This is a genomic window from Micromonospora sp. ALFpr18c, from assembly GCF_008868155.1.
GTDB lineage: Bacteria > Actinomycetota > Actinomycetes > Mycobacteriales > Micromonosporaceae > Micromonospora.
Map to the genome: position 1 here is coordinate 1 of NZ_WBKR01000112.1, position 21067 is coordinate 21067.

General features: G+C 71.3%; 21 protein-coding genes and 1 pseudogene. 10 read left to right on the forward strand and 12 right to left on the reverse strand.

The window, feature by feature from the left end; genetic code table 11:
• Window positions 1–352, forward strand: a 352-nt coding sequence (locus F8271_RS19520; RefSeq protein ID WP_192580363.1) for a cellulose binding domain-containing protein, incomplete at its 5' end; no start/stop codon positions are given.
• Window positions 353–401: 49 nt separating this feature from the next.
• Here F8271_RS19520 and F8271_RS19525 read toward each other — a convergent pair.
• From F8271_RS19525 to F8271_RS19540, 4 genes are all read right to left on the reverse strand, one after another.
• Window positions 402–722: a multidrug efflux SMR transporter gene (locus tag F8271_RS19525; protein ID WP_151491204.1), complete on the reverse strand. Its 321-nt coding sequence runs from the start codon at window positions 720–722 to the stop codon at window positions 402–404.
• 256 nt (window positions 723–978) lie between these two features.
• Entirely contained in the window at window positions 979–3114 is a 2136-nt protein-coding gene (locus F8271_RS19530) for an alpha-galactosidase (protein WP_151491205.1), read from the reverse strand.
• Entirely contained in the window at window positions 3111–3992 is an 882-nt protein-coding gene (locus F8271_RS19535; protein WP_151491206.1) for a carbohydrate ABC transporter permease, read from the reverse strand. Before F8271_RS19535 ends, F8271_RS19530 begins: the two co-directional genes overlap by 4 nt.
• A complete protein-coding gene (locus tag F8271_RS19540; RefSeq protein WP_225854632.1) occupies window positions 3989–4210 on the reverse strand; it encodes a hypothetical protein in 222 nt (73 codons plus the stop codon). Before F8271_RS19540 ends, F8271_RS19535 begins: the two co-directional genes overlap by 4 nt.
• A gap of 7 nt (window positions 4211–4217) precedes the next feature.
• On the opposite strand from F8271_RS19540, the gene F8271_RS19545 reads away from it, so the two are divergent.
• Together F8271_RS19545 and F8271_RS19550 are read left to right on the forward strand one after the other, a co-directional pair.
• Window positions 4218–6218 (forward strand): beta-galactosidase, encoded by a 2001-nt coding sequence (locus tag F8271_RS19545; protein WP_225854633.1) that lies wholly within the window; start codon window positions 4218–4220, stop codon window positions 6216–6218.
• 37 nt (window positions 6219–6255) lie between these two features.
• On the forward strand, window positions 6256–7029 hold the full coding sequence (locus F8271_RS19550) for a DeoR/GlpR family DNA-binding transcription regulator (protein WP_151491208.1): 774 nt from the start codon (window positions 6256–6258) through the stop codon (window positions 7027–7029).
• A gap of 6 nt (window positions 7030–7035) precedes the next feature.
• Here F8271_RS19550 and F8271_RS32480 read toward each other — a convergent pair whose 3' ends face one another.
• From F8271_RS32480 to F8271_RS19560, 3 genes are all read right to left on the reverse strand, one after another.
• Complete coding sequence (locus F8271_RS32480; protein ID WP_192580367.1) at window positions 7036–7200, reverse strand: hypothetical protein; 165 nt, start codon at window positions 7198–7200, stop codon at window positions 7036–7038.
• A 92-nt stretch (window positions 7201–7292) separates the two neighbouring features.
• A complete protein-coding gene (locus F8271_RS19555; RefSeq protein WP_151491220.1) occupies window positions 7293–7574 on the reverse strand; it encodes a hypothetical protein in 282 nt (93 codons plus the stop codon).
• Between the two features lie 41 nt (window positions 7575–7615).
• The gene (locus F8271_RS19560; RefSeq protein WP_151491209.1) at window positions 7616–7888 is read right to left on the reverse strand and encodes a DivIVA domain-containing protein; all 273 of its coding nucleotides are present in this window, start codon (window positions 7886–7888) and stop codon (window positions 7616–7618) included.
• Between the two features lie 334 nt (window positions 7889–8222).
• Here F8271_RS19560 and F8271_RS19565 point away from each other — a divergent pair, with 334 nt between their 5' ends.
• From F8271_RS19565 to F8271_RS19580, 4 genes are all read left to right on the forward strand, one after another.
• A complete protein-coding gene (locus F8271_RS19565) occupies window positions 8223–9092 on the forward strand; it encodes a helix-turn-helix transcriptional regulator (RefSeq protein ID WP_151491210.1) in 870 nt (289 codons plus the stop codon).
• Window positions 9089–9310: a DUF397 domain-containing protein gene (locus F8271_RS19570; protein WP_151491211.1), complete on the forward strand. Its 222-nt coding sequence runs from the start codon at window positions 9089–9091 to the stop codon at window positions 9308–9310. Before F8271_RS19565 ends, F8271_RS19570 begins: the two co-directional genes overlap by 4 nt.
• 103 nt (window positions 9311–9413) lie before the next feature.
• On the forward strand, window positions 9414–10442 hold the full coding sequence (locus F8271_RS19575) for a HEAT repeat domain-containing protein (RefSeq protein ID WP_192580364.1): 1029 nt from the start codon (window positions 9414–9416) through the stop codon (window positions 10440–10442).
• Between the two features lie 193 nt (window positions 10443–10635).
• Entirely contained in the window at window positions 10636–11580 is a 945-nt protein-coding gene (locus F8271_RS19580) for a sporulation protein (RefSeq protein ID WP_151491213.1), read from the forward strand.
• A 69-nt stretch (window positions 11581–11649) separates the two neighbouring features.
• Here F8271_RS19580 and F8271_RS19585 read toward each other — a convergent pair whose 3' ends face one another.
• On the reverse strand, window positions 11650–11937 hold the full coding sequence (locus F8271_RS19585; RefSeq protein WP_192580365.1) for a hypothetical protein: 288 nt from the start codon (window positions 11935–11937) through the stop codon (window positions 11650–11652).
• Window positions 11938–12201: 264 nt separating this feature from the next.
• Complete coding sequence (locus tag F8271_RS19595; protein ID WP_151491215.1) at window positions 12202–14244, reverse strand: glycerophosphodiester phosphodiesterase family protein; 2043 nt, start codon at window positions 14242–14244, stop codon at window positions 12202–12204.
• A gap of 191 nt (window positions 14245–14435) precedes the next feature.
• Here F8271_RS19595 and F8271_RS19600 point away from each other — a divergent pair, with 191 nt between their 5' ends.
• Window positions 14436–14855: a hypothetical protein gene (locus tag F8271_RS19600; RefSeq protein WP_151491216.1), complete on the forward strand. Its 420-nt coding sequence runs from the start codon at window positions 14436–14438 to the stop codon at window positions 14853–14855.
• Window positions 14856–14961: 106 nt separating this feature from the next.
• Here F8271_RS19600 and F8271_RS19605 read toward each other — a convergent pair whose 3' ends face one another.
• On the reverse strand, window positions 14962–17187 hold the full coding sequence (locus F8271_RS19605) for an AAA family ATPase (protein WP_192580366.1): 2226 nt from the start codon (window positions 17185–17187) through the stop codon (window positions 14962–14964).
• A gap of 261 nt (window positions 17188–17448) precedes the next feature.
• The gene (locus F8271_RS19610; RefSeq protein WP_151491218.1) at window positions 17449–18558 is read right to left on the reverse strand and encodes a sigma-E factor regulatory protein RseB domain-containing protein; all 1110 of its coding nucleotides are present in this window, start codon (window positions 18556–18558) and stop codon (window positions 17449–17451) included.
• Window positions 18559–18654: 96 nt separating this feature from the next.
• Here F8271_RS19610 and F8271_RS19615 point away from each other — a divergent pair, with 96 nt between their 5' ends.
• Together F8271_RS19615 and F8271_RS19620 are read left to right on the forward strand one after the other, a co-directional pair.
• Entirely contained in the window at window positions 18655–19311 is a 657-nt protein-coding gene (locus F8271_RS19615; RefSeq protein ID WP_151491219.1) for a response regulator transcription factor, read from the forward strand.
• Window positions 19312–19370: 59 nt separating this feature from the next.
• A complete protein-coding gene (locus tag F8271_RS19620; RefSeq protein ID WP_151491221.1) occupies window positions 19371–20753 on the forward strand; it encodes a cell wall metabolism sensor histidine kinase WalK in 1383 nt (460 codons plus the stop codon).
• Between the two features lie 10 nt (window positions 20754–20763).
• On the opposite strand, the pseudogene F8271_RS19625 reads toward F8271_RS19620, so the two are convergent.
• A pseudogene (locus tag F8271_RS19625) lies at window positions 20764–21067 on the reverse strand (tetratricopeptide repeat protein); the annotation flags it as partial.

A 21067-nucleotide genomic window follows, 5' to 3' on the forward strand; every position in this document is an offset into this window, starting at 1 on the left:
GCCCACGACGCCTCCACCCACCACGCCTCCACCCACCACGCCTCCACCCACGGGTGGCTGCACGGCGGCGTACACGGTGGTCAACCAGTGGCAGGGCGGCTTCCAGGGTGAGGTGCGGGTGACCGCCGGCGCCAGCGCCATCACGGGCTGGACCGCGCGGTGGACCTTCGCCAACGGCCAGAGCGTCAGCCAGTCCTGGAACGCGACGCTGACCAGCAGCGGAGCCGCGGTGACCGCGCGCAACGTGGACTACAACGGCCGACTCGCGGCCGGAGCCAGTGTCAGCTTCGGCTTCATCGGCGGCTGGACCGGCAGCAACACCAAGCCGGAGGTGAGCTGCACCCCGAGCTGAACGACGGGTTGGTGGCCGGGCACACCCGGCCACCAGCGCCTGCCGTCGTTCAGTGTTCTCCGACCAGGTTCACGATGACCACCCCAGCAATGATCAACGCGATGCCGGTGAGTTTCACCAGCCCGACCGACTCGCCCAGGAACACCGCCCCGATCGCGACGATCGCGGCGGTGCCCAGACCCGACCAGAGGGCGTACGCGACACCGACCGGTATCTCCTTGACGGCCTGGGCCAGCAGGAGGAACGCCAACGCGTAGCCGGTGAGGCATCCCAGCGTCGGCCAGAGGCGGGTGAACCCGGCGGTGCTCTTGATCAGGCTGGTCGCCAGCACCTCGGCGACGATGGCGATCCCCAGCAGCACGTACGCCATACGCCCCTCGGCCTTCGTGGTCGGTGAAACCGTCGGTGCCCAGGCTAGTGCCGTCGCCCGAAGCCGACCCGCACCACGGCGAACCGTCCGCGCAGGCCCGACGTGTGTCATCCGGCCCCTGTGGAGTTGATGCCGCAAACGAATCGGATCCGTCCCGGCCTAGGCCCTCACGGGGGCGCGTAGTGGGTGATTCGTCTACGGCATCAACGTCAAAGGCAGCCCGCACACCTACCCCAAACCCCGGCCGAAAAAATTCTCAGCCGATCGCGGTGACCTCCAGGACCAGGCTCTGCTCCGGGTGCAAGGCGGGCAGCTGCACGCCCAGCCGGGCCAGCGCCGCCCCGGTGAGCGTGACGCCGGCAGCCAGCCAGGTCGGCGCGGACCGGTCGATGGTCGCCGGCACCGGCACGTCCGCCACCGGCCGTACCCGGTAACGCCGGGCCGGGTCGAGGCCGGGCAGTCGTACCGCGCCCGGGGTCTGCGTCACCGACGTGGCCAGCCGCGCCACCGCGTACACCGCTCGGGTTGCGTCGCCCGCGACCACGCCGTGCGCCCAGACGGCCGGGTCCGGATGGTCGACCCGGACCACCCGCCCGGCGTGCAGCAGCGGACGCAGCCGCTTGTGCAGCGCCACCCAGGCGGCCAGTTCGGTCTGCTCGGCGGCGCTGATCGACGCGATGTCCCACTCGATGCCGTGGTGGCCGAACAACGCGGTGGCCGCCCGGAAACCCAGGTCGTGTACGCGGTTCGTGGTGTGCGAGCGCTCCGGACCGATGTGCGTGCCGACCAGCTCCGGTGGCAGCAGCAGCCCGGTCCAGCGTTGGATGCTGAGCCGTTCCAGGGCGTCGTTGCAGTCGCTGGCCCAGACCCGGTCGGTGCGGGCCAGGATGGCCAGGTCCACCCGGGCGCCCCCGGACGAGCAGCTCTCGATCTCCACGCCCGGGTGGCGCCGGCGCAGCTCGTCGAACAGGCGGTAGACCGCCAGGGTCTGCCCGTGCACCCCGGGGCGGCCGTGGTGCCCGGCCTCGGTGAGGTCCCGGTTCTGGTCCCACTTGAGGTAGCTGATGCCGGGATGGTCGCTGAGCAGGGCGTCGAGCCGTTCCAGCAGGTGGTCGTACGCCTCGGGGCGGCCCAGGTCGAGCACCTGCTGGTTGCGCCAGGCCGGTGGCAGCCGGCCCGGTACGGCGAGCAGCCAGTCGGGGTGTGCGCGGAACAGGTCGGAGTCGGGGTTGACCATCTCCGGCTCCACCCAAAGACCGAACTGAAGGCCCCGGCCGGTGACGTGGTCGATGAGCGGTTGCAGGCCGTCCGGCCAGACGCTCTCGTCGACGTACCAGTCGCCGAGCCCGGCGGTGTCGTCGCGCCGGCCGCGGAACCAGCCGTCGTCGAGGACGAACCGTTCCACGCCGATCTGCGCGGCCCGGTCGGCGAGTGCCCGCAACCGGTCCAGGTCGTGGTCGAAGTAGACGGCCTCCCACACGTTGAGGGTTACCGGGCGGGGGGAACGCGGGTGGCCGGGCCGGGCCCGCAGGTGGGAGTGGAGTACGTCGCTGAGCCCGTCCAGCCCGTCGTCGGACCAGACGGCGTAGAGCAGGGGAGTCTCGTACGACTCGCCGGGGCCGAGCCGGACCTCACCGGGTGCCAGCAGCTCGCCACCGCCGAGGGTGGACTCGCCGGTCGGGCGGCGCTCGGCGAACGTGACGTGGTCGCCGCTCCAGGCGGTGTGCACCGCCCAGACCTCGCCGTGGCCGAAACCGAACCCGGCCGTGCCGGCGACCAGCAGCAGGGTGGCGTCGTGTCCGGTACGTCCGTGCCGGCCCTCGCGGACCCATGCGCCCTGCTGCCACGGGTGCCGCTGCGGGGAGCGTTCCCGACACCAGCGCCCGGTCAGGTCGAGCAGTTCGGTGGCGACCGCCGGCACCGGCAGCACCGGCGTCAACTCCCGCAGCTCGTACGCGCTGTCGCCGTCGTTGCGCAACCGGTGCCGGATGGTCAGCAGGCCGTACGGGTCCAGGGCGATCTCGATGGTCAGGGCCAGCCCGGCGGCCGGGTCCGACGCCCGTACGGTCACCAGCGCCGCAGTGTCGGCGGGCTGGTCGACGTCGAGACCGTCCAGCCGGAACGCGGTGGACCAGTCCCGCCCGTCGCGGTGTCCGGCGAGCCCGGGACGGCCGCTCCAGCCGGCACTGAGTTCCGGCAGCAGGGACAGCACGGTCGGCTCGTCGAAGCTGCTCGGCACCACCGGTGGCACGGTGGCGTCGACGAGGTGGCGCAGGCCGTCGTCGTCGAGGTTGCCGACGTCGCCGCCCCAGTGCACGACCCGGGGCAGCCCCGGGCCGCGCGCGTCGAGCACCAGGCTGGTCCGCGCGCGGCGCAGGTGCAGGATCGTCATCCCTTTGAGGCTCCCAAGGTCAGGCCCCGAACGAAGTGCCGCTGGAGCATAAAGAAGATCACCAGGGTGGGGATCGCGACGAGCACGCTGCCCGCCGAGACCAGGTTGTTGTCGGTGAAGAACTCACCGCGCAGGTTGTTGAGCGAGCTGGTCACCGGGAACTTGTCCCCGGTACGCATCAGGACGGTGGCCCAGAAGAACTCGTTGTAGATCCAGGTCACCTCCAGCGTCGCCAGCGCGGCCAGGGCCGGCCGGCACAGCGGCATGGTGACCTGCCAGTACTGCCGCCAGATGCTCGCCCCGTCGACCATCGCCGCCTCGTACAGGTCGCGGGGCAGCGCCTTCATGTAGTTGCTGAGCACGAAGACGCAGAAACCGCACTGGAAGGCCACGTTGATCAGGATCAGGCCCCAGTAGCTGTCGTAGAGCAGCTCCGAGTCGCTCATGAACTCCGGCAGCGGCACCTCGGTGAACACCCGGAACAGGGGGATGAGCAGCGCCTGCTGGGGCAGCAGGTTGGCCGCCGTGAAGATCCCGAGCAGGACGAGGTTGAGCTTCCAGCTGAACCGGGCGATGACGAACGCCACGCAGGAGGCGAGGAAGAGCGTCAGCAGCACCGCCGGCACGGTGATGTACACCGAGTTGAGGAAGTGCTTGCCGAACTCCGCCGTCCGCCAGGCGGTGACGTAGTTGTCGAAGGTCCAGCCGCCGAACGAGACGTAGCCGTTGGCGGCGGTGTACTCGTACGAGCGCAGTGAGGTCAGCACCGCCCAGGCGATCGGGAAGAGCCAGGCGAGTGAGACGACGATGAGGAAGCCGTGCAGCAGCAGCCGCAGTGGGGTGAGCGTGCGGCGGCGGACCGGGATGTCGGTGCTCATTGCCGGTTCTCCCTCATCACGGTCGCCAGGTAGAGGGTGATGAAGACCAGCGAGACGACCAACATGATCGTCGCCAGTGCCGAGCCGAAGCCGATCCGGCTCGCCTCACCCACCACGTTCTGGGTGACCAGCGCGGAGATCAGCTCCAGCCCGTTGCGGCCCTTGTTCACCACCCAGACCAGGTCGAACGCGCGCAGCGACTCGATCACCGTCACCACCAGAACGATGATGTTGATCGGCCGTAGCACCGGGAAGACGACCCGGAAGAACGTCCGGCTCTCTCCCGAGCAGTGGCCCGAGGAAACCTGGTCCGAGGACATCGAGCTGATGCGCCGGGCCGGGGTCAACCTGGTCTCCGTCGGCATCTTCTCCTGGGCACTGCTGGAGCCCACCCCGGGCCGGTTCGAGTTCGGTTGGCTGGACCGGGTCCTGGACCTCCTGCACGACGGTGGCATCCAGGTCGACCTGGCCACCGCCACCGCCAGCCCGCCACCGTGGCTGGCCCGCGCCCACCCGGAGACCCTGCCCCGCCGGGCCGACGGCACGATCCTCTGGCCGGGCGGCCGGCAGGCGTACTGCCCCAGCTCCCCGGTGTTCCGCGAGCGGTCGCTGGAGCTGGTACGCGCGGTCGCCGGCCGGTACGCCGATCACCCCGCCGTAGTCATGTGGCACGTCTCCAACGAACTGGGCTGCCACAACGTGCACTGCTACTGCGACGTCAGCGCCGAGGCGTTCCGCGGCTGGCTGCGGGAACGCTATGGCGACCTCGACGGGCTCAACGACGCCTGGGGCACCGCCTTCTGGAGCCAGCGCTACGGCGACTGGGCCGAGATCAACCCGCCGCGCACGGTGACGGCCATCGCCAACCCCACCCAGCAGCTGGACTTCCTGCGCTTCTCCTCCGACGAGCAGCGCGCCCAACTGCGTGCCGAACGCGAGCTGCTGAAGACGATGGTCCGCCAGCCGGTGACCACGAACTTCATGGTCGGCATGGACATCAAGCACATGGACTACCACTCCTGGGCCCCCGATGTGGACCTCGTCTCCAACGACCACTACCTGACCGCCGCCGACCCGCAGGCGCAGCTCGGCCTGGCCCTCGCCGCCGACCACACCCGGGGCGTCGCCGGCGGCGACCCGTGGCTGCTGATGGAGCACTCCACCAGCGCGGTCAACTGGCAGCCGCGCAACGTGGCGAAGCTTCCCGGGCAGCTCCGCCGCAACAGCCTGGCGCACGTCGCCCGCGGCGCCGACGGGGTGCTGTTCTTCCAGTGGCGCGCCTCCCGGGCCGGCGCGGAGAAGTTCCACTCCGCGCTGGTGCCGCACGCCGGCCCGGACACCAAGGTCTTCCGCGAGGTCTGCCAGCTCGGTGCGAACCTCAAGGCCCTCGCGGAGGTACGCGGCAGCCGGGTGGACGCCGACGTCGCGATCCTGTTCGACTGGGAGGCGTGGTGGGGGGTCGAGTTGGATTCACACCCCAGCGTCGACGTCACCTACACCGACCGGCTCGCCGCCCTCTACGGCGCGCTGTGGCGAGCCGGCGTGACCGCCGACATCGTCCACCCGTCGGCCGACCTCAGCGGCTACCGCCTCGTTCTGGCACCGACCCTCTACCTGGTCCGCGACGTCGACGCCGAGGCACTGCACCGGTACGTGCAGGCCGGCGGCACCGCCGCGGTCACCTACTTCAGCGGCATCGTCGACGAGAACGACCACATCCGGCTGGGCGGCTACCCGGGCGCGTTCCGCGAGCTGCTCGGCGTACGGACCGAGGAGTTCTTCCCGCTGCGCGAGGGCGAGCAGGTGCGCCTCGACGACGGCAGCGTCGCCGACGTGTGGACCGAATGGCTGCACCCCGACGGCGCGGAGGTGCTGGCGTCGTACACCGATGGGCCCTTGCCGGGCGTCCCGGCGCTGACCCGGCACCGGGTCGGCGCGGGCGCCGCCTGGTACGTCGGCACCCGGCTGGACGAGCCGGCCACCGACCGGCTGGTCGCCCGGCTCGTCGACGAGGCCGGCGTCCGTCCGGCGGCGCCGGCGCCCTCCGGCGTGGAGGTGGTACGGCGGCGCGACGGTGAGAGGACCTGGCTGTTCGTCATCAACCACACCGAGGCGGAGGTACGAATCCCGGCGGCCGGCGTCGAGTTGTTGACCGGGGCGCGGTGTGCCGGTGAGCTGACCGTGCCGGCCGGTGAGGTGGCGGTCGTCCGTGAGGATCGGGTCTGATCCGCACGGCAGTCACGGCGCGAAGGAGGTTCCTCAGATGCTCGCCCAGCAGCGGCAGACCGCGATTCTCGATCTGATCCGCCAGCGTGGCGGCGTGCGGGTGAGTCACCTGGTCAGCCGGTTCGGCGTGTCCGACATGACGATCCGGCGTGACCTGGAGGTGCTGGCCGAACGCGGCCTGGTCGACAAGGTGCACGGCGGCGCGACCCTCGCCGGGCCGGGTTCGGCCGAGGAGCCCGGCTTCGCCGCGAAGTCGATCCGCCAGCAGGAGGAGAAGCGGGCCATCGCCGAGCGGGCGGCGCGCATGGTGGAGCCGGGGATGGCCATCGCGCTGTCCGCCGGCACCACCACGGCCGCGCTGGCCACGCTCCTGTCCGACGTACGCGGGCTGACCGTGGTGACCAACTCGATCCCGGTGGCCGACGCTCTTTATCAGAACCCGCGCGCCGACCAGACCGTCGTGTTGACCGGCGGCATCCGTACCCCGTCCGACGCGCTGACCGGCCCGGTGGCCGAGGCGGCGATCAGCGCGCTCAACGTCGACCTGCTGTTCCTCGGCGTGCACGGGCTCAGCCCACGCACCGGCTTCACCACCCCGAACCTGCTGGAGGCCGGCGTCAACCGCTGCCTCATCGGGGCCGCCCGCCGGCTCGTGGTGCTGGCCGACCACACCAAGTGGGAGACGATCGGCATCGCCACCATCGCCCCACTGGAAGCCGCCGACGTGCTGATCACCGATCGAGGGCTGCCGCCCGAGGCGCGCACCACGATCGGCGAACAGGTCGGCGAGTTGGTCATCGTGGAGCCATGACGCCACTCATCTCGGCCGCCCGGCTTGCCTCCGCTTGCTGAGGTACGGCAACGCGAACAGGTACAGCCCGGTGAACAGGAGCAGGGCAAGGGGGAGGAGTGGCACGTAGGACACCCAGACGATGGGATCGTCCTGCGCCAGCGCGCCCTCTCGCCACCGAACTCGGGCCATGATCCGAACAAGAACAGGGAAACTGGCCCCTCAAGCGTCCTGGAGGCAGCAGTTTCCCGGAAACTGAGCGGATCTTGCCGGGGCGCGCGGGCCTAGGGGTCGTTGTTGAGCTGGCAGGGGCCGGGGTGGTCGGCCGGTAGGGTGCAGCGGCGGCGACCGGGCATGATCCGGTCGCAGAAGACCCAGTGGCGTACGTGCTGCGCGTCCTCGGCCGACACGGTGATGCCGCCCACGTCGACCTGCGGTGTGGAGGCCAGTGCACGGGCGAGCGTCCGCGCCAGGTCCAGTGCCCCGGCCAGGTCGGTGACCGCCACCGGCAGGTGGATGACATGCCAGGGCCGCTCCGTGTACGCCTCGACGGCGAACCGGGGCAACGGCGTGAAAAGCCCGCTGTACTGGTGCTCCCATCCCGGGCTCACGGTTGACGCCGCTCGGACCAGGCGCTCTGCCAGTCGCGCAGCGCCCGCTTCACCCGGGCGTTCTCCTCGCTGAGCCGGGCCACATCGTGGTGCAGCGTCGCCAGGTCGAGCGCGACGCGGTGCAGGAACCGCCGTACCTCCTGGGGGTCCAACCCGCGCCGGCCGAAGCCGACCACGGTGAACTGCCGGTCGCGGACCTGGCTCGGGTGCAGCCGGGCCAGCCGAGCGCCGCCGTGCAGCGTGCCGTCGTAGAGCGTGCCTCGGGTCATTCATCACCTCACGCGTCGTCGACCGATGGGCGGGTCAGGGTCGCGAGGGCGCCCTTCGCCGTGGTAGTTATTCGTCAAGTCGGTTCGGAGCCGGGATTCGCATATCCCGACGCTCTAGTTGAGACCCGACGAGAGCCGGTATGCGACTGCCACTCGCGAGGCCGTCTCTCGTCACCTTCTCGGCTGTTGGCACAGCCGCGGTTGCCGTGTTTGCACCGGGCGTCCCCGGGGGCCGGCGATCACCCTCACCCGCAGGCCACGCTTCCAGTGGCCTCGGTATTGGTGCAACGACACCAACGAAGTTCGTCATGAGGGACGTCATGAGAGGGGACCCATGCTCGGCAGACGTGAATCGTTCGTCCAGACATTGCGCGCACAGTGGCTCGGCCAGCAGATGCGGCAGTTGCGGGAACAGCGCGGCATCACCCTCAAGCAGGCGGGCGAATTCCTGGAGCGGGACTTCTCATCGATCGCCCGTTGGGAGCGTGCCGAGTGGCCGTTCCGCCGGGGGGTCGTCGTGTCGCTGCTCGATCTTTACGGCGAGCATGACGGACGCGAGCGGAGCCGCTTCATTCAGCTCGCCGAAGATGCCTGGCGGACGGATCGGTGGGACGACGACTACGACGAGTTGGTGGATGCCTCCTTCATCGATTTCCCCTGGTTGGAGACGAGGGCTGAGCACATCTGCTCGTGGGATGCATTCCTGATGCCGGGACTGATGCAGACGACGGCCTACGCGGAGGCAGTGATCCGCAACGCGGAGGGCGAGCAGGCAACGGATTTCTCGGTGAGCAAGTGGCTGCAATTGAGGATCGACCGTCAACGTGTGCTAACTCGCGAGCCTGCCGTTCGCGTAACGGCGATCATCGACGAAGGCGTTCTTCGTCGACCGGTCGGAAGCCCTGACGTGATGCGCGGCCAACTGCAACACCTCGCCGAGCTGATGCGGCAGCGGAACATCGACATCCGTGTACTGCCATCGAGGGTCGGCCTGCATGCCGGTCTTGACGGCTCCTTTGTCCTCTTCCGGATGCCCAAGCCGTATCCCGAGGTCGCCTATGCCGAGACCCTGGGCGGACGCCGATTCATGGAATCTCCGAAGTCGAAACGCTATGCGCTTGCGTACCATCGCCTCCAGGGTGTCGCGCTCGATCAGCGCGAGGCGGCCGAGCTGATCGCGACGATCACGGAGGAACTGCCATGAACGAAGCCTTGCCATCCGTGGCCTGGCACATCAGCACTCGGAGCAACAGCAACGGCGGGAGCTGCGTCGAGGCGGGGCCTGTTCTCGACGGGTCAGGTCGAGTGGCGGTGCGCGACAGCAAGGACCGCGCGGCAGCGACTCTCCTCTACGGCGCCCGCGGCTGGACCGCGTTCGTCAACGGGGTCAAGGACGGCACGTTCGCGCGCACCGATCCGTGATCGACTCGACATCGCCGAAGTGGGGGTGTCCCGGTCACGGTGATACCGCCACATCGGCGATATCGGGTTGATCAAGACCTGGCCGGCGGGCACCATCCCGGGCGTGGAGGCGCATGAGATCGCGGACCTGTTCGGCCGGGCGGTACGGCAGTTGCGTCGGACCGTCGAGCAGGGCGACTACGACGACGGCTCGGAGCTGCTTCGGCAGGCGGCCGGCTCGGGTCTGGCGGCCGTCCGGCTGGCGGTCGGACACCTCGCCGATCCGGACCGCGTGGTGCGCGCGGCGGCCTGCGACCTGCTCGGCTTCGCGAGTGACGTGCATGGGGACGACCTGCGCCGGGACGCCGCGACGGCCCTGATCTCGCTGGCCACGACCGAGGCCGATCCCGAGGTGCACTGGTCGATCGCGCGGGCCCTGGGTGCCACCTGCGATCCCCGCGCCCTGTCGACCCTGGTCACCCTCGCGAGTAGCGCCGACAGCGACGTACGGTTCCAGGTCGCGGTCGCGGTGCCGGCGGTCCTCGACGACCCGCCGGCCGACGCCGGCGCGGCGGTGTTGATCGACCTGTGCGCGGATCCCGACCCGACGGTGCGGGAGTGGGCCACCTTCGGTCTGGGCTGGGCGAGCACCGCCGACGGCGACGCCGTCCGGAGGGCAGTGTGGGACCGCACCCACGACGTCGACCCGGAGGTACGCGCGGAAGGCGCCCGAGGGCTGGCGCGGCGACGGGACGTGCGGGCGCTTCCACTGGTACGCGGGCTGCTCGCCCAGGACGCGGTGCACACGTTCACCTTCCAGGCCGCCGCCTACCTGGCGGACCCGTCGTTGCTGCCGCTGCTGGACGGGTTCGATCCCACCGCGGCCGGTGTCGCCGAGGCGCTGCGCGAGTGTGACCCGGTGTGCCGTGGCCAGCGCGACGAGTCGGTGTGGCGGCTCCTCGACGCCGTCCATCGTCGCCGCCCCGATCTGCAGGTCACCGTCTTCGGGGAGCGTTGCGACCTCGGCCTGTACCTCGACGTCACCGACGGATCGGGCATCGCCGGCCACTGGTTCGCGGACGGGCTGCTGAGTCGGGCCGGCGGCGACCCGGACCATGCGGCCGAACTGGCGATCGAGGATCTGCGACGCTGATCGACTCGGGTTCGCTGGAACCGGGGGTGTCCCGGTCGTGGTGATGCCCCGGTTTCCAGGAACCCGAGTCGATCAAGGGCCGGAACGCGGGGCGCGGCGCTTCACAGCCACCTCACAGGGGTGCTGGATAGGGTGCCGGTCGAGTCAACGTCCGACTCCAGCCTGGAGCGGTCGGCGTCGCACAGGAGTTTCGATGGTCTTCAAGAAGATGTTGAGCGCGTTCGGCGTGGGCGGTCCGAGTGTGGACACCGTGCTGACCAACCCCAACACCCGGCCCGGCCTGACCCTCGACGGGCAGGTCAACCTCGTCGGCGGTGACGCCCCGGCGGCCATCGAGCAGGTGGTGATCGGCCTGGTCACCCGCGTCGAGGTCGAGGGACACGACACCGAGTACGCGGGCACCATGGAGTTTCACCGGATGGGCGTCAGCGGCGCGTTCGAGCTCGCCCCCAAGCAGCAGCTGTCGATTCCGTTCCGGCTGCCGGTGCCCTGGGAGACGCCGATCACCGACGTGTACGGCCAGCGCCTGCACGGCATGACGATGGGTCTGCGTACCGAGCTGTCCGTGGCCCGCGCGGTCGACAAGAGCGACCTTGACCAGGTGGCGGTGCACCCGCTGCCGGTGCACGAGCGGATCCTGGAGGCGTTCCAGCGCCTCGGTTTCCGGTTCAAGCACGCCGACCTGGAGCGGGGTCGCATCCAGGGTGTCCAGCAGACGCTGCCGTTCTACCAGGAGATCGAGTTCTTCGCGTCCCCGCAGTACGCGAGCACGGTCCGGGAGGTCGAGCTGACCTTCGTGACCAGCCAGCGCGGCGTCGATGTGATCCTGGAGTGCGACAAGCGTGGCGGTTTCCTCAGCGCCGGGCACGACGCCTTCGGTCGGTTCCAGGTCTCGCACGCTGACGTCGACCGGGTCGACTGGGCGCAGGTCGTCGACGGCTGGCTGCGCGAGACCACGTCGCGCTACGGCAGCCTGCGCTCGCAGTACGGCCACGGCCACGGTCACGGCCGTGGGCACGGCGGCATGGGCGGCATGGTGGCCGGCGCTGCGCTCGGCGTCGCCGGCGGCATGATCGCCGGGGAAATGATCGAGGACGCGTTCGAGGGCGACTTCGGCGACTTCGGCGGCGACGAGTAAGCAGTCCACACGCGACAGCAGTGGCCTCCGGGAGAAGTCTCCCGGAGGCCACTGTTCACGCTCGACGCGTCAGCGCCCTCGCATGTTCCGTTCCTTGCCGGACCGGCGCGCGGAGCCGGCCTTCGACAGACCACGGCTGACCAGGTAACCACCGGTCAGGATGGTCAGGAACAGCCACGCACGGTTCGGGTCGTTGATGTTCAGCCCGTTGGCCGTGGTGCCCTTCCAGAAAGCGGAGATCACCACGAGCGCGACCGCAGCGGCGTAGACCCAGAATTCCGTCGTCAGGAACGCCTGCTTGGTCTCCGTACCCGGCGACGGCATCGGGTCTCGGTGCCCGTCCCGCATGGCCGGCATCTGCTGCGTGTCCCGCATCATCGCCGGATTCTGCGGGTCGTTCATCGGCCGGTTCATCGGCCGGGTGGAAGCAGCCTGCGTGCTCATCTGGTCCTCCTCAGGATGCGATGAGTCGTACCTGCATTCCCTCGCCCCGCTACCGCGTTTCGGCCACGGCACGGTTCGCATTCACGGCGGGGACACCCCCCGACTACCCGAGGCCGCTGAGCAGGTAACACCGACCGCCGGCCGAAAATCTGTCCGGCCGGCGGTCGGGTCGGCGCGTCAGCGCAGGCCGTTGCGGATCGCCACGCTCACCAGGAGGTCCGGGTCGTCGGTGATGATGCCGTCCACACCGAGGTCGATGACCCGCTGCATCACCGTCGCGTCATCGACGGTGTACGGGATCACCTTCAGGTCGTAGCGCGTCTGAAGGGTCCGCACGTCCGGTCCGTGGAAGTACGCCGGGTTCTCCCGCAGGTACCAGTCGGCCGAGGCGACCGTGCCCTGCTTCGGGTCGTGCACCTGCCAGTTGGCCGACACCGTGCCCGCGCCGGCGGCCCGGGTCAGCTTGCCCAGGTCCTGGTACTTCCACCAGTCCAGCCCACCGGTCCACGGGCTCTTCACCGACGGGTTGCCGTACACCGCCTCCAGGGAGCACTCGTCGGCGAGGGTGGCGCACTCGGCTGGACCGTACTGCCAGACCAGGCCGACCGTACCGATCCGCCGGTCGAGCTGCCGGGCGTACGTGATGGTGCGCCAGTCGAACGACTGGATGGTGGCCCGGCTGGTGAAGCCGGCCCGCTGGATCGCGTCGACGAGCTTGCGGGTGAAGCTGCGGTACGGCTCGGTGTCGTTCACCACCGGGCTGATCTTCGTCTCGATGTTCATCCCGATGTCGCTGCGGCCACTCGCCTTCACCAGGGCGAAGACCTCGTCCAGGGTCGGGATCCGGGCACCCGGGGCGGGCACCTGCGCGGGCAGTTCGGGCAGCGTCTTCGTGCCGCAGTCGACGGTCTTGAGCTGCGCCAGGGTCAGCTCGTGCACCGGCTTGCCCACGTACGGGAACGTCCGGTCGCCGGGGCGTACCGGGGCGGTGTCGACGCAGTGCGACCCGTTGACGGTGCGGTCGTGCAGCACCACGAGCTGCCCGTCGGCGGTCACGCCGGTGTCCAGTTCCAGCGTGGAGATGGCCCGGTTGGCGAGCGCGTTCGCGAACGCCGGCAGCGTGTTCTCCGGGCGGGTGGCCCGACCGCCGCGGTGCGCCTGGATGTCGAACGGCGCGGCGTACGCCTTCGGCAGCCGGTAACCGCGCTGCGCCAGCAGACCGCGCAGCCGGTCCGGGTAGTCGGTGATCATGCCGTCCACGCCGTCGTCGATCAGCTTGGCCATGGTCGGCAGGTCGTCGACCGTCCACGGAATCACCTTGATCCCGTAGCGGTGTGCCTGGGCGACCATCTCCTTGGTGACGTACGGCTTGTAGCCGGGGTCGGTGACTGTGCCGTTCTGCGGCATGCCGTGCACCGGTGAGAAGGCGCTGGCGCCGAAGCTGCGGATCGCCTTGATCGGGTCACCGCCGAAGTCGTCGATGTCCAGCCCACCCAGCCACGGCGAGGCGCCCGGCTGGCCGGTCTGGAGGAAGTCGTAGTTGGTCAGGGCGACCAACGGCAGCTTCGGCTCGACCTGGCGCATACGCATCAGCGCGCCCCAGTCGAAGCTCTGGATGGTGACCTGCTTCAGCAGCCCGGCGGCGCGGATCTCTGCCGCGGTCACCCGGACGAACTGCTCGCGGGGCGCGGTCTCGGTCGGCGCGCCGGCCTCCACCTTGGTTTCGACGTTGAGCTTCACGTCCTTCGCCTGGTAGCGGTTGACCAGGGCGAACACCTCACGCAGCAGCGGCATCCGGGCACCCGGGACGGCGAGCTGGCCGGGCTTGTCGGCGAGGGTCTTCGACCCGCAGTCCAGCGAGCGCACCTGGGCCAGCGTGAGCGTGTTGATGTACTTCCCGACGTACGGGTACTCCGGGTCGCCCACGGTCACGGGGGCGGTGTCGACGCACTTGGCGCCGCTGATCTTGCGGTCGTGGGTGACGACGGCCTGGCCGTCCTCGGTGATCTGCACGTCCAGCTCGAGGGTGCTCACCCCGAGTTGGAGGGCGTTGCCGAAGGAGGCAAGGGTGTTCTCCACCCGCAGTCCGAGGCCGCCGCGGTGGGCCTGCACGTCGAATGTCCGGTCCGGTCGCGGCTTCGCCTGGGCGGGCACCGCGAGCCCAGTCGTCACCGTCGCGGCCACCAGGGCCGCGACGGCGGTACGGCGTACTGTGCGCACGCTGTCTTCCCCTCCTGCCGGCGGGCGTCTCCCACCGGTCGCCGGCCAGCATGGACAGCTTCGGCGGCGGGCAGGCGGCCAGCGGGCGGCGCGACGGTGAACCGGGGTGGACGACCTCCCGGCCGGCGCGGGTTTGGTCGGCCGGTGGCCGGGCACGCAGTCAGTTCCACAGCTTCTGCGAGGTGATGGACGTGCGTGAGGACGACATGCGGCAGGAAGCCGCCCGCCGGGCGGAGAACCGGATCGCCGGCGGCGTGTACGGCGAGGGTGCCCTCGATGAGGTGACGGTGCCCCGCACCGATGTGGAGAGCCAGAATCAACGTGACGACTCGTTCGACCCGGCACGCGAGCGGATCGACCCGCAGGTGCTGCGCGACGGCGGCCCCGTCGGCGGTCAGGGCGCGGTGACCACGACCGGTGGCACGGCCGGCCCGGCGAGTGTGCGGCGGGTGGCCCGGCAGCCGGAGCGGCACCCGGGCAAGGTCGCACCGACCACGACCGGCGACGCCACCACCGGCGGTCTGAGCACCCCGACGGGTGGAGGCACCAGCGACCAGTCCACCTCCGCACCGGAACCAGCCAAGTCCATCCGAGACCGCGCCACCGACTGACCACCCCGGCGCCCTCCCCGCGTGATCATGAGGTTGACGTGGCGATCGGAGATCACACTCCACGTCAACCTCATGATCGACTGCTGAGTCCGGGTCAGGGCCGGGGTTAGGGTTGGGTTTGGGGGCGCAGGATGCCCAGGCGTTGGGTGGCGCGGGTCAGCGCCACGTACAGGTCGCTGCGGCCTCTCGGGGACTCGGCGACCATCCGGTCCGGGTCGACGACCAGCACCGAGTCGAACTCCAGACCCTTGGCCTGCGCGACGGTCAGCACGACCACCCTGCTCTCCAACTCCGGATGCTCGCCCACGGCGGCCTCCGGCAGCGCGGCGGTCAGCGCGGCGCCCAACTCGTCCACCCGGCCGGCCGGCACGATCACGCCCAGCCGACCCTCGGCCAGCCCGGCGGCCTCCCGGGTGGCCGCCGCCACCAACTCCGCCGCCAACTGCCCGTCGGGCACCGCACGGTCCCACGGGGGTACGCCGCTCTCCCGCACCGAGCGCGGCGGCCGCAGCCCCGGGTCGATCTCCGCCAGCACGTCGGCGGCGACCGCCATGATCTCGGCCGGGGTGCGGTAGCTGACCGTCAGCTCGGTCAGCCGCCACCGCTGCGCCACGTACGGCGCGAGGGCCTCCGCCCAGGACGGGGTGCCGCTGAGCGCGCCGGTCTGCGCGACGTCCCCGACGATGGTCATCGAGCGGCTCGGGCAGCGGCGCATCAGCAGCCGCCACGCCATCGGCGACAGCTCCTGCGCCTCGTCCACGATGACGTGGCCGAACGCCCACTTCCGGTCGGCGGCGGCACGCTGCGCGGTGGTGAGCCGGTCGGCCTCCTCCTGCCGTTCCAGCAGCCGGTCGGCGTCGATCAGGTCGGTCACGCCGAGGATCTCGCCACCTTCGGCCTCGTCCTCGACGTCGATCGAGCGGGAACCGCGGGCGATTTCGAGGACGCCCTCGGCGTACTCGCGTTCCATCCGGCGGATCCGGTCGCGACGGGCGGCGGCGGCCCGCTCGTCCTCGCCGAGCAGTTCGGCGGCCTCGTCCAGCAGCGGTACGTCGGCCGGCGTCCAACCACCCGGCTCACGGTGCAGCAGCGCCCGCTCGTCATCGGTGAGCATCGGCGCGGCGGCCGCGATCCGGTCCGGGTCGGCGTACAGGTCGGCGAGCAGGCGCTGCGGGGTGAGCACCGGCCACAGCCGGTCGAGGGTGGCCTTCACCTCGGGTTCGTCGCGCAGTTCCCGGCGGATCTCGGCCCGGTCGGCCTCGTCGAGCAGGTTGTCCCCGCCCAGCGGGTCCGCGCCGATACGTTCGGCGACCTGGTCGGCGAGCGCGTGCACGATCTCCACGTCGAACAGCGCCCGGGCCAGGTTGTGCGGGCGCTCGGTGCGGCGTACCCGGTCACGGGCGGCCCGCACGGTCTCCGGGTCGAGGGTCAGCGCTTCCCGCTCCACCTCGATCTCCAGCGGCTCGTCCGGCACCCACTGCCGGTCCCGTACGGCCGACGCCAGCACCTCGGCCAGCACGGCCCGACCCTTGAGCGCGGCGGTCGCGGCCGGTTCGGTCCGTTGGGCGCTCACCCCGGGGAAGAGATCACCCTGGGTACGCAGCAGCACGCCGGTCTCGGCCAGCGTCGGCAGCACCTGGGAGATGTAGCGCAGGAAGGTCGCGTTCGGACCGACCAGCAGCACACCGCGGCTGGAGAGTTCCCGCCGGTGCGTGTAGAGCAGGTACGCCGCCCGGTGCAGCGCCACCGCGGTCTTGCCGGTGCCGGGGCCGCCCTGGACCACCATCACGCCCGGCAGGTCGGCGCGGATGATCCCGTCCTGCTCGGCCTGGATGGTCTCGACGATGTCGCGCATCCGCCCGGTGCGCCCGGCGTTGAGGGCGGCGAGCAGGGACGCCTCACCGGTCAGCTCCTCGTGCGCGCCGGGGGAGGCGGTGTCGATGTCGAGCACCTCGTCGTTGAGCCCGGTCACCTTCCGCTGGCGGGTCCGCAGGTGCCGGCGGCGGCGTACGCCCTGCGGGTTGGCGGCGGTGGCGAGGTAGAACGGGCGGGCGGCGGGGGCCCGCCAGTCCATCAGGAGCGGGTCGTAGTCACCGCTGGTGTCGAAGATGCCGATCCGGCCGATGTAGCGGCGGGAGTCGTCGTCGCCGTCCAGCCGGCCGAAACAAAGGCCGTTCTCCACGGCGGAGAACTGTTCGACCTGGTCGGCGTACATGGCTACCGAGCTGTCGCGCTGGGAGCGGTCCTGCAGGGTGCCGCCGGTGCTGCGCAGCTCGTCGGTCAGCCGGTTGGCGGCCTGCTCACGCAGCCCGTCCAGCCGGTCGTAGAGCATCGAGACGTACTCCTGCTCGCGGCCGATCTCGTCGTCGAGCGGCAATTCACCGGAACCGCCGGAGTGCCTTGACAAGCCGTCTCCCTAAAGATTAGAATCCTTTGCAGGAACGGCTTTAGGCCGTTCTTTTTTGTGCCCTCGAATTGTTGAAGATAGCGCGTTCCGCGGGCACTCACCAAGCCGGACGGGCCGACGCGCGGCCCACACACGGCGAAACGCCGGGCCGACCGTCAGGTCGACCCGGCGCGAACACCGCGGAGATCAGCCGCGGGCGACCTGGTAGAGCCGCTCCGGCGTGACCGCTCCGGCGAGCACCCGACCGTCGTCGGTGAGCAGCACACTGAACAGCTTGCCGGTGAGCAGCCGACCGCTGCCCCAGTCGCCGCTGACCGCCGGCAGACCGCCGAGCAGCTTCGACACGTCGGGTGCGTCGCCGGCCGGCTTCGCGTCGGCCGGCTTGCCGCCGAGCGCCCCGTCGACGCGGGCGACCAGCACGGTGGTCCAGCCGGAGCCGACGGCGCGTACCTTCGGGTCCCCGGTCGGCGCGGCGTGCTCGGGCTTACCGGCGGCGGACCGCTCGGCGCTCTCCTCCTTGACGGTCACCCCGGGCGGCGGGTTGAACGTGAACTGGTCGGCATCGGGACGCCGGTAGTCGACCTGCGTGAACGCCACCTCGAAGGCCGGCTGGTCGCTGCCCTTGGCGAGCACCTCGAAGCGCAGCGGCACGTGCTGCCTGGCGTCGATGGCGATCCGCAGCTGGTGCACCAGCGAGTCGCGGTCGCGCGGCTGGAGCACCAGCTCGTACGCGTCCCGGCCGGCGACGGTGGCCGACCGGCCAACGCTGACCTCGGTGCTGGGGTTGATCGCGCCCAACGCCAGGTCGGCGGCCTCCTGCGGGGTGGCCGGCAGGTTCGTTCCCGCCTCCGGGGCCCGCTTCTCGGCGGCGTCGTCGCCCAGCGTGCGGTGGCTGGCGGTGTTGGATCGGCTCTGCCACGTCCACAGGTCCCGACCGTTGCGGACCACGTCCCGCTCGCCCAGGGTGTCCAGCAGCGCGACCCGTTGCCGCTCCGGCCCCGAGTACCAGACCCGCAGCGTGTGCGTACCGGTCAGCAGGGTGGTGGCGTCGTTGCCGCCGGCCAGGCCGAGAAGTGGCGGCAGGCCGAGGTCGGCGCGCTGCACGACGGTGCCGGACAACCCCTCCAGCCGGGAGGTCTGCAGATCGACCAGGAGCTGGGCGGCGGTACGCGGCGGCAGGCTCGGTTCGGCCTCGGCGGCGAACGTGCCGATGGCCGCGCCGCCGCCGATGACGGCCACGGCGGCGGTCGCCGGAACCAGCCAGCGCAGGACGGGACGGCTTCTCAGAACGGACATGGTGGCACCTCCTGCGCATCATCCTGCCCGGTCGAGGCTGTGAACGTGCTGAGGACGCGGATCCGTGGTCATTGACCCGGGTGGCACCCTTGAGCCGTGCGGTTGCTGGTGGTGGAGGACGAGGCCCGGTTGGCGGCTGCCCTGCAACGCGGGTTGCAGGCGGAGGGGTTCGCGGTGGATGTCGCGGCGACCGGCCCGGCCGGCCTGGACGCCGCCCGGCACGGCGGGTACGACGCGATGATCCTCGACGTGATGCTGCCCGGCCTCTCCGGCTACGAGCTGGTCCGGCGGCTGCGGGCGGAGCAGCACTGGCTGCCGGTGCTGATGCTGTCCGCCAAGGACGGCGAGTACGACCAGGCCGACGGCCTGGACTGCGGCGCCGACGACTACCTGACCAAGCCCTTCTCGTACGTCGTGCTGCTGGCTCGCCTGCGGGCGTTGCTGCGCCGGGGTGCCCCGGAACGCCCGACGGTGCTCGCGGTCGGCGATCTGCGGCTGGACCCGGCGCGGCGGCGGGTCACCCGGGCTGACGCCGAGGTGACGCTGACCGCGCGGGAGTACGCGTTGCTGGACTACCTGATGCGCCGACCCGGCCAGGTGGTCTCCAAGATCGAGCTGTTGGACCACGTCTGGGACGCCAGCGTCGAGACCGCGCCGAACGCCGTCGAGGTCTACGTCGGCTACCTGCGCCGCAAGCTCGGCCGGGACCGGCTGGAGACGGTGCGGGGCGCCGGTTACCGGCTGGCGACATGACCGGCGCCGGCCGGCCGTGGCGGGGTCGGCTGCCGGTGCTGGGGCTGCGGGGGCGGCTCATGGCGATCGGGGTGTTCGGCCTCGCGGTCGGGTTGGCGCTCGGCGGGGTGGTGCTGCTCGGCGCGCTCGGCTTCGTGCTGCAACGGACCGTCGACACCGAGGCGTTCCGGACCGCCGACGCGGTCGCGCTGCTCGCCGCCGAGGACGCGCTGCCCGATCCGCTGCCGGTGGCCGGCGGGCAGGTCCGCGTCCAGGTCATCGACGCGCAGGGACGCATCCGGGCCGCCTCCATCGACGCGGACCGGCTGGTGCCGATGGTCCGGCCGCAGCGACTGGACCCGGGCCGCCGGCAACGGCTGGAGGTGCCGGCGGAACGGGTCGGGCTGGCCGGGCCGGTCCGGGTGGTCACCGTGCCCGCCGGTACGGCCGCCGATCCGCTGACCGTGCTGGTGGCCCGTTCGATGGCCGACGTGCGGCACAGCACACACGTGGTCCGGGTCATCCTGCTGGTGGCGTTCCCGCTGCTGGTGGCGGTGCTCGCCGGGGTGGCGTGGCGGGTGGTGGGCGCGACGCTGCGGCCGGTGGAGGCGCTGCGCCGGGGAGCCGAGGAGATCACCGGACGGGCCGGGACCGGTCGACTGCCGGTGCCCGCCTCGGCCGACGAGATCCACCGGCTGGCGGTCACCCTCAACGGCATGCTGGCCCGGTTGGAGTCCGCCCGGGCGCGGCAGCGGGCGTTCGTCTCCGACGCGGCGCACGAGCTGCGCAGCCCGCTGACGAACATCCGGACCGAGCTGGAGGTGGCCCAGCGGCTCGCCGACCGGACCGACTGGACGACGGTGACCGGGAACCTGCTCGCCGACACCGAGCGGCTGAGTCGCCTGGTCGACGACCTGCTCCTGCTGGCCCGTCTGGACGAGGCGCCGCAGGCCCGCGGCACCGGCCCGGTGGAACTGGGCGGGTTGCTGACCGAGGTCGCCGCCCGCTATCCGTCGCCGCCCGTGCGCGTGCTGCCGCCGACCGGCCTGCTCTGGACGCTCGGCAACGTCGACGAGTTGCGCCGCGTGGTGGCCAATCTGGTCGACAACGCGGTCCGGCACGCGCGCGGCAGCGTCCTGCTCGCGGCCGAGACGACGCCGCCGGCCGGCACCGGCCGGGGCGGTGCCCCCTCCGGTGCGTACCACCTGGTGACGGTGACCGACGACGGCCCGGGCATCCCGGTGATCGACCGGGAGCGGGTCTTCGACCGGTTCACCCGGCTCGACGACGGCCGGGCCCGCGACGACGGAGGTGCCGGTCTCGGCCTGGCCATCGTGCGTGAGCTGGTACGCCGCGCCGGCGGCGGCATCACCCTGACCGACGCGGACGGCCAGCGACCGGGGTTGCGGGTGTGCCTGCTGCTGCCGGCGCTGCCGGCCGGGGACGGTGACGACCCTCGCTGACGGACGCCGGTCAGCGGCGGCGCGTGCAGACCTGCTCCGAGCTGGCCACGGTGTCGGTGGACCAGACGACGGCCACTGTGAAGCAGTAGTCGTTGGTGCGGTTGAGCGCGTAGATGACGTAGGTGGTGGTGCCGGCGGGCAGGGTCGCGAAGACGTTGCGGTCCTGGCCGGTCCGGCCGCCGGCGATGACCACCGGACCCTCGCCGCCGGCCGGGTACGTCCACCGCAGCGTGATGCTGTCCCGGCTGTCGCGCAGGGTCACCGCGCTGGGCGGGCTGCCGGGTGGGGCCGCGGCCGGCGCGGCGCCGGCCGCG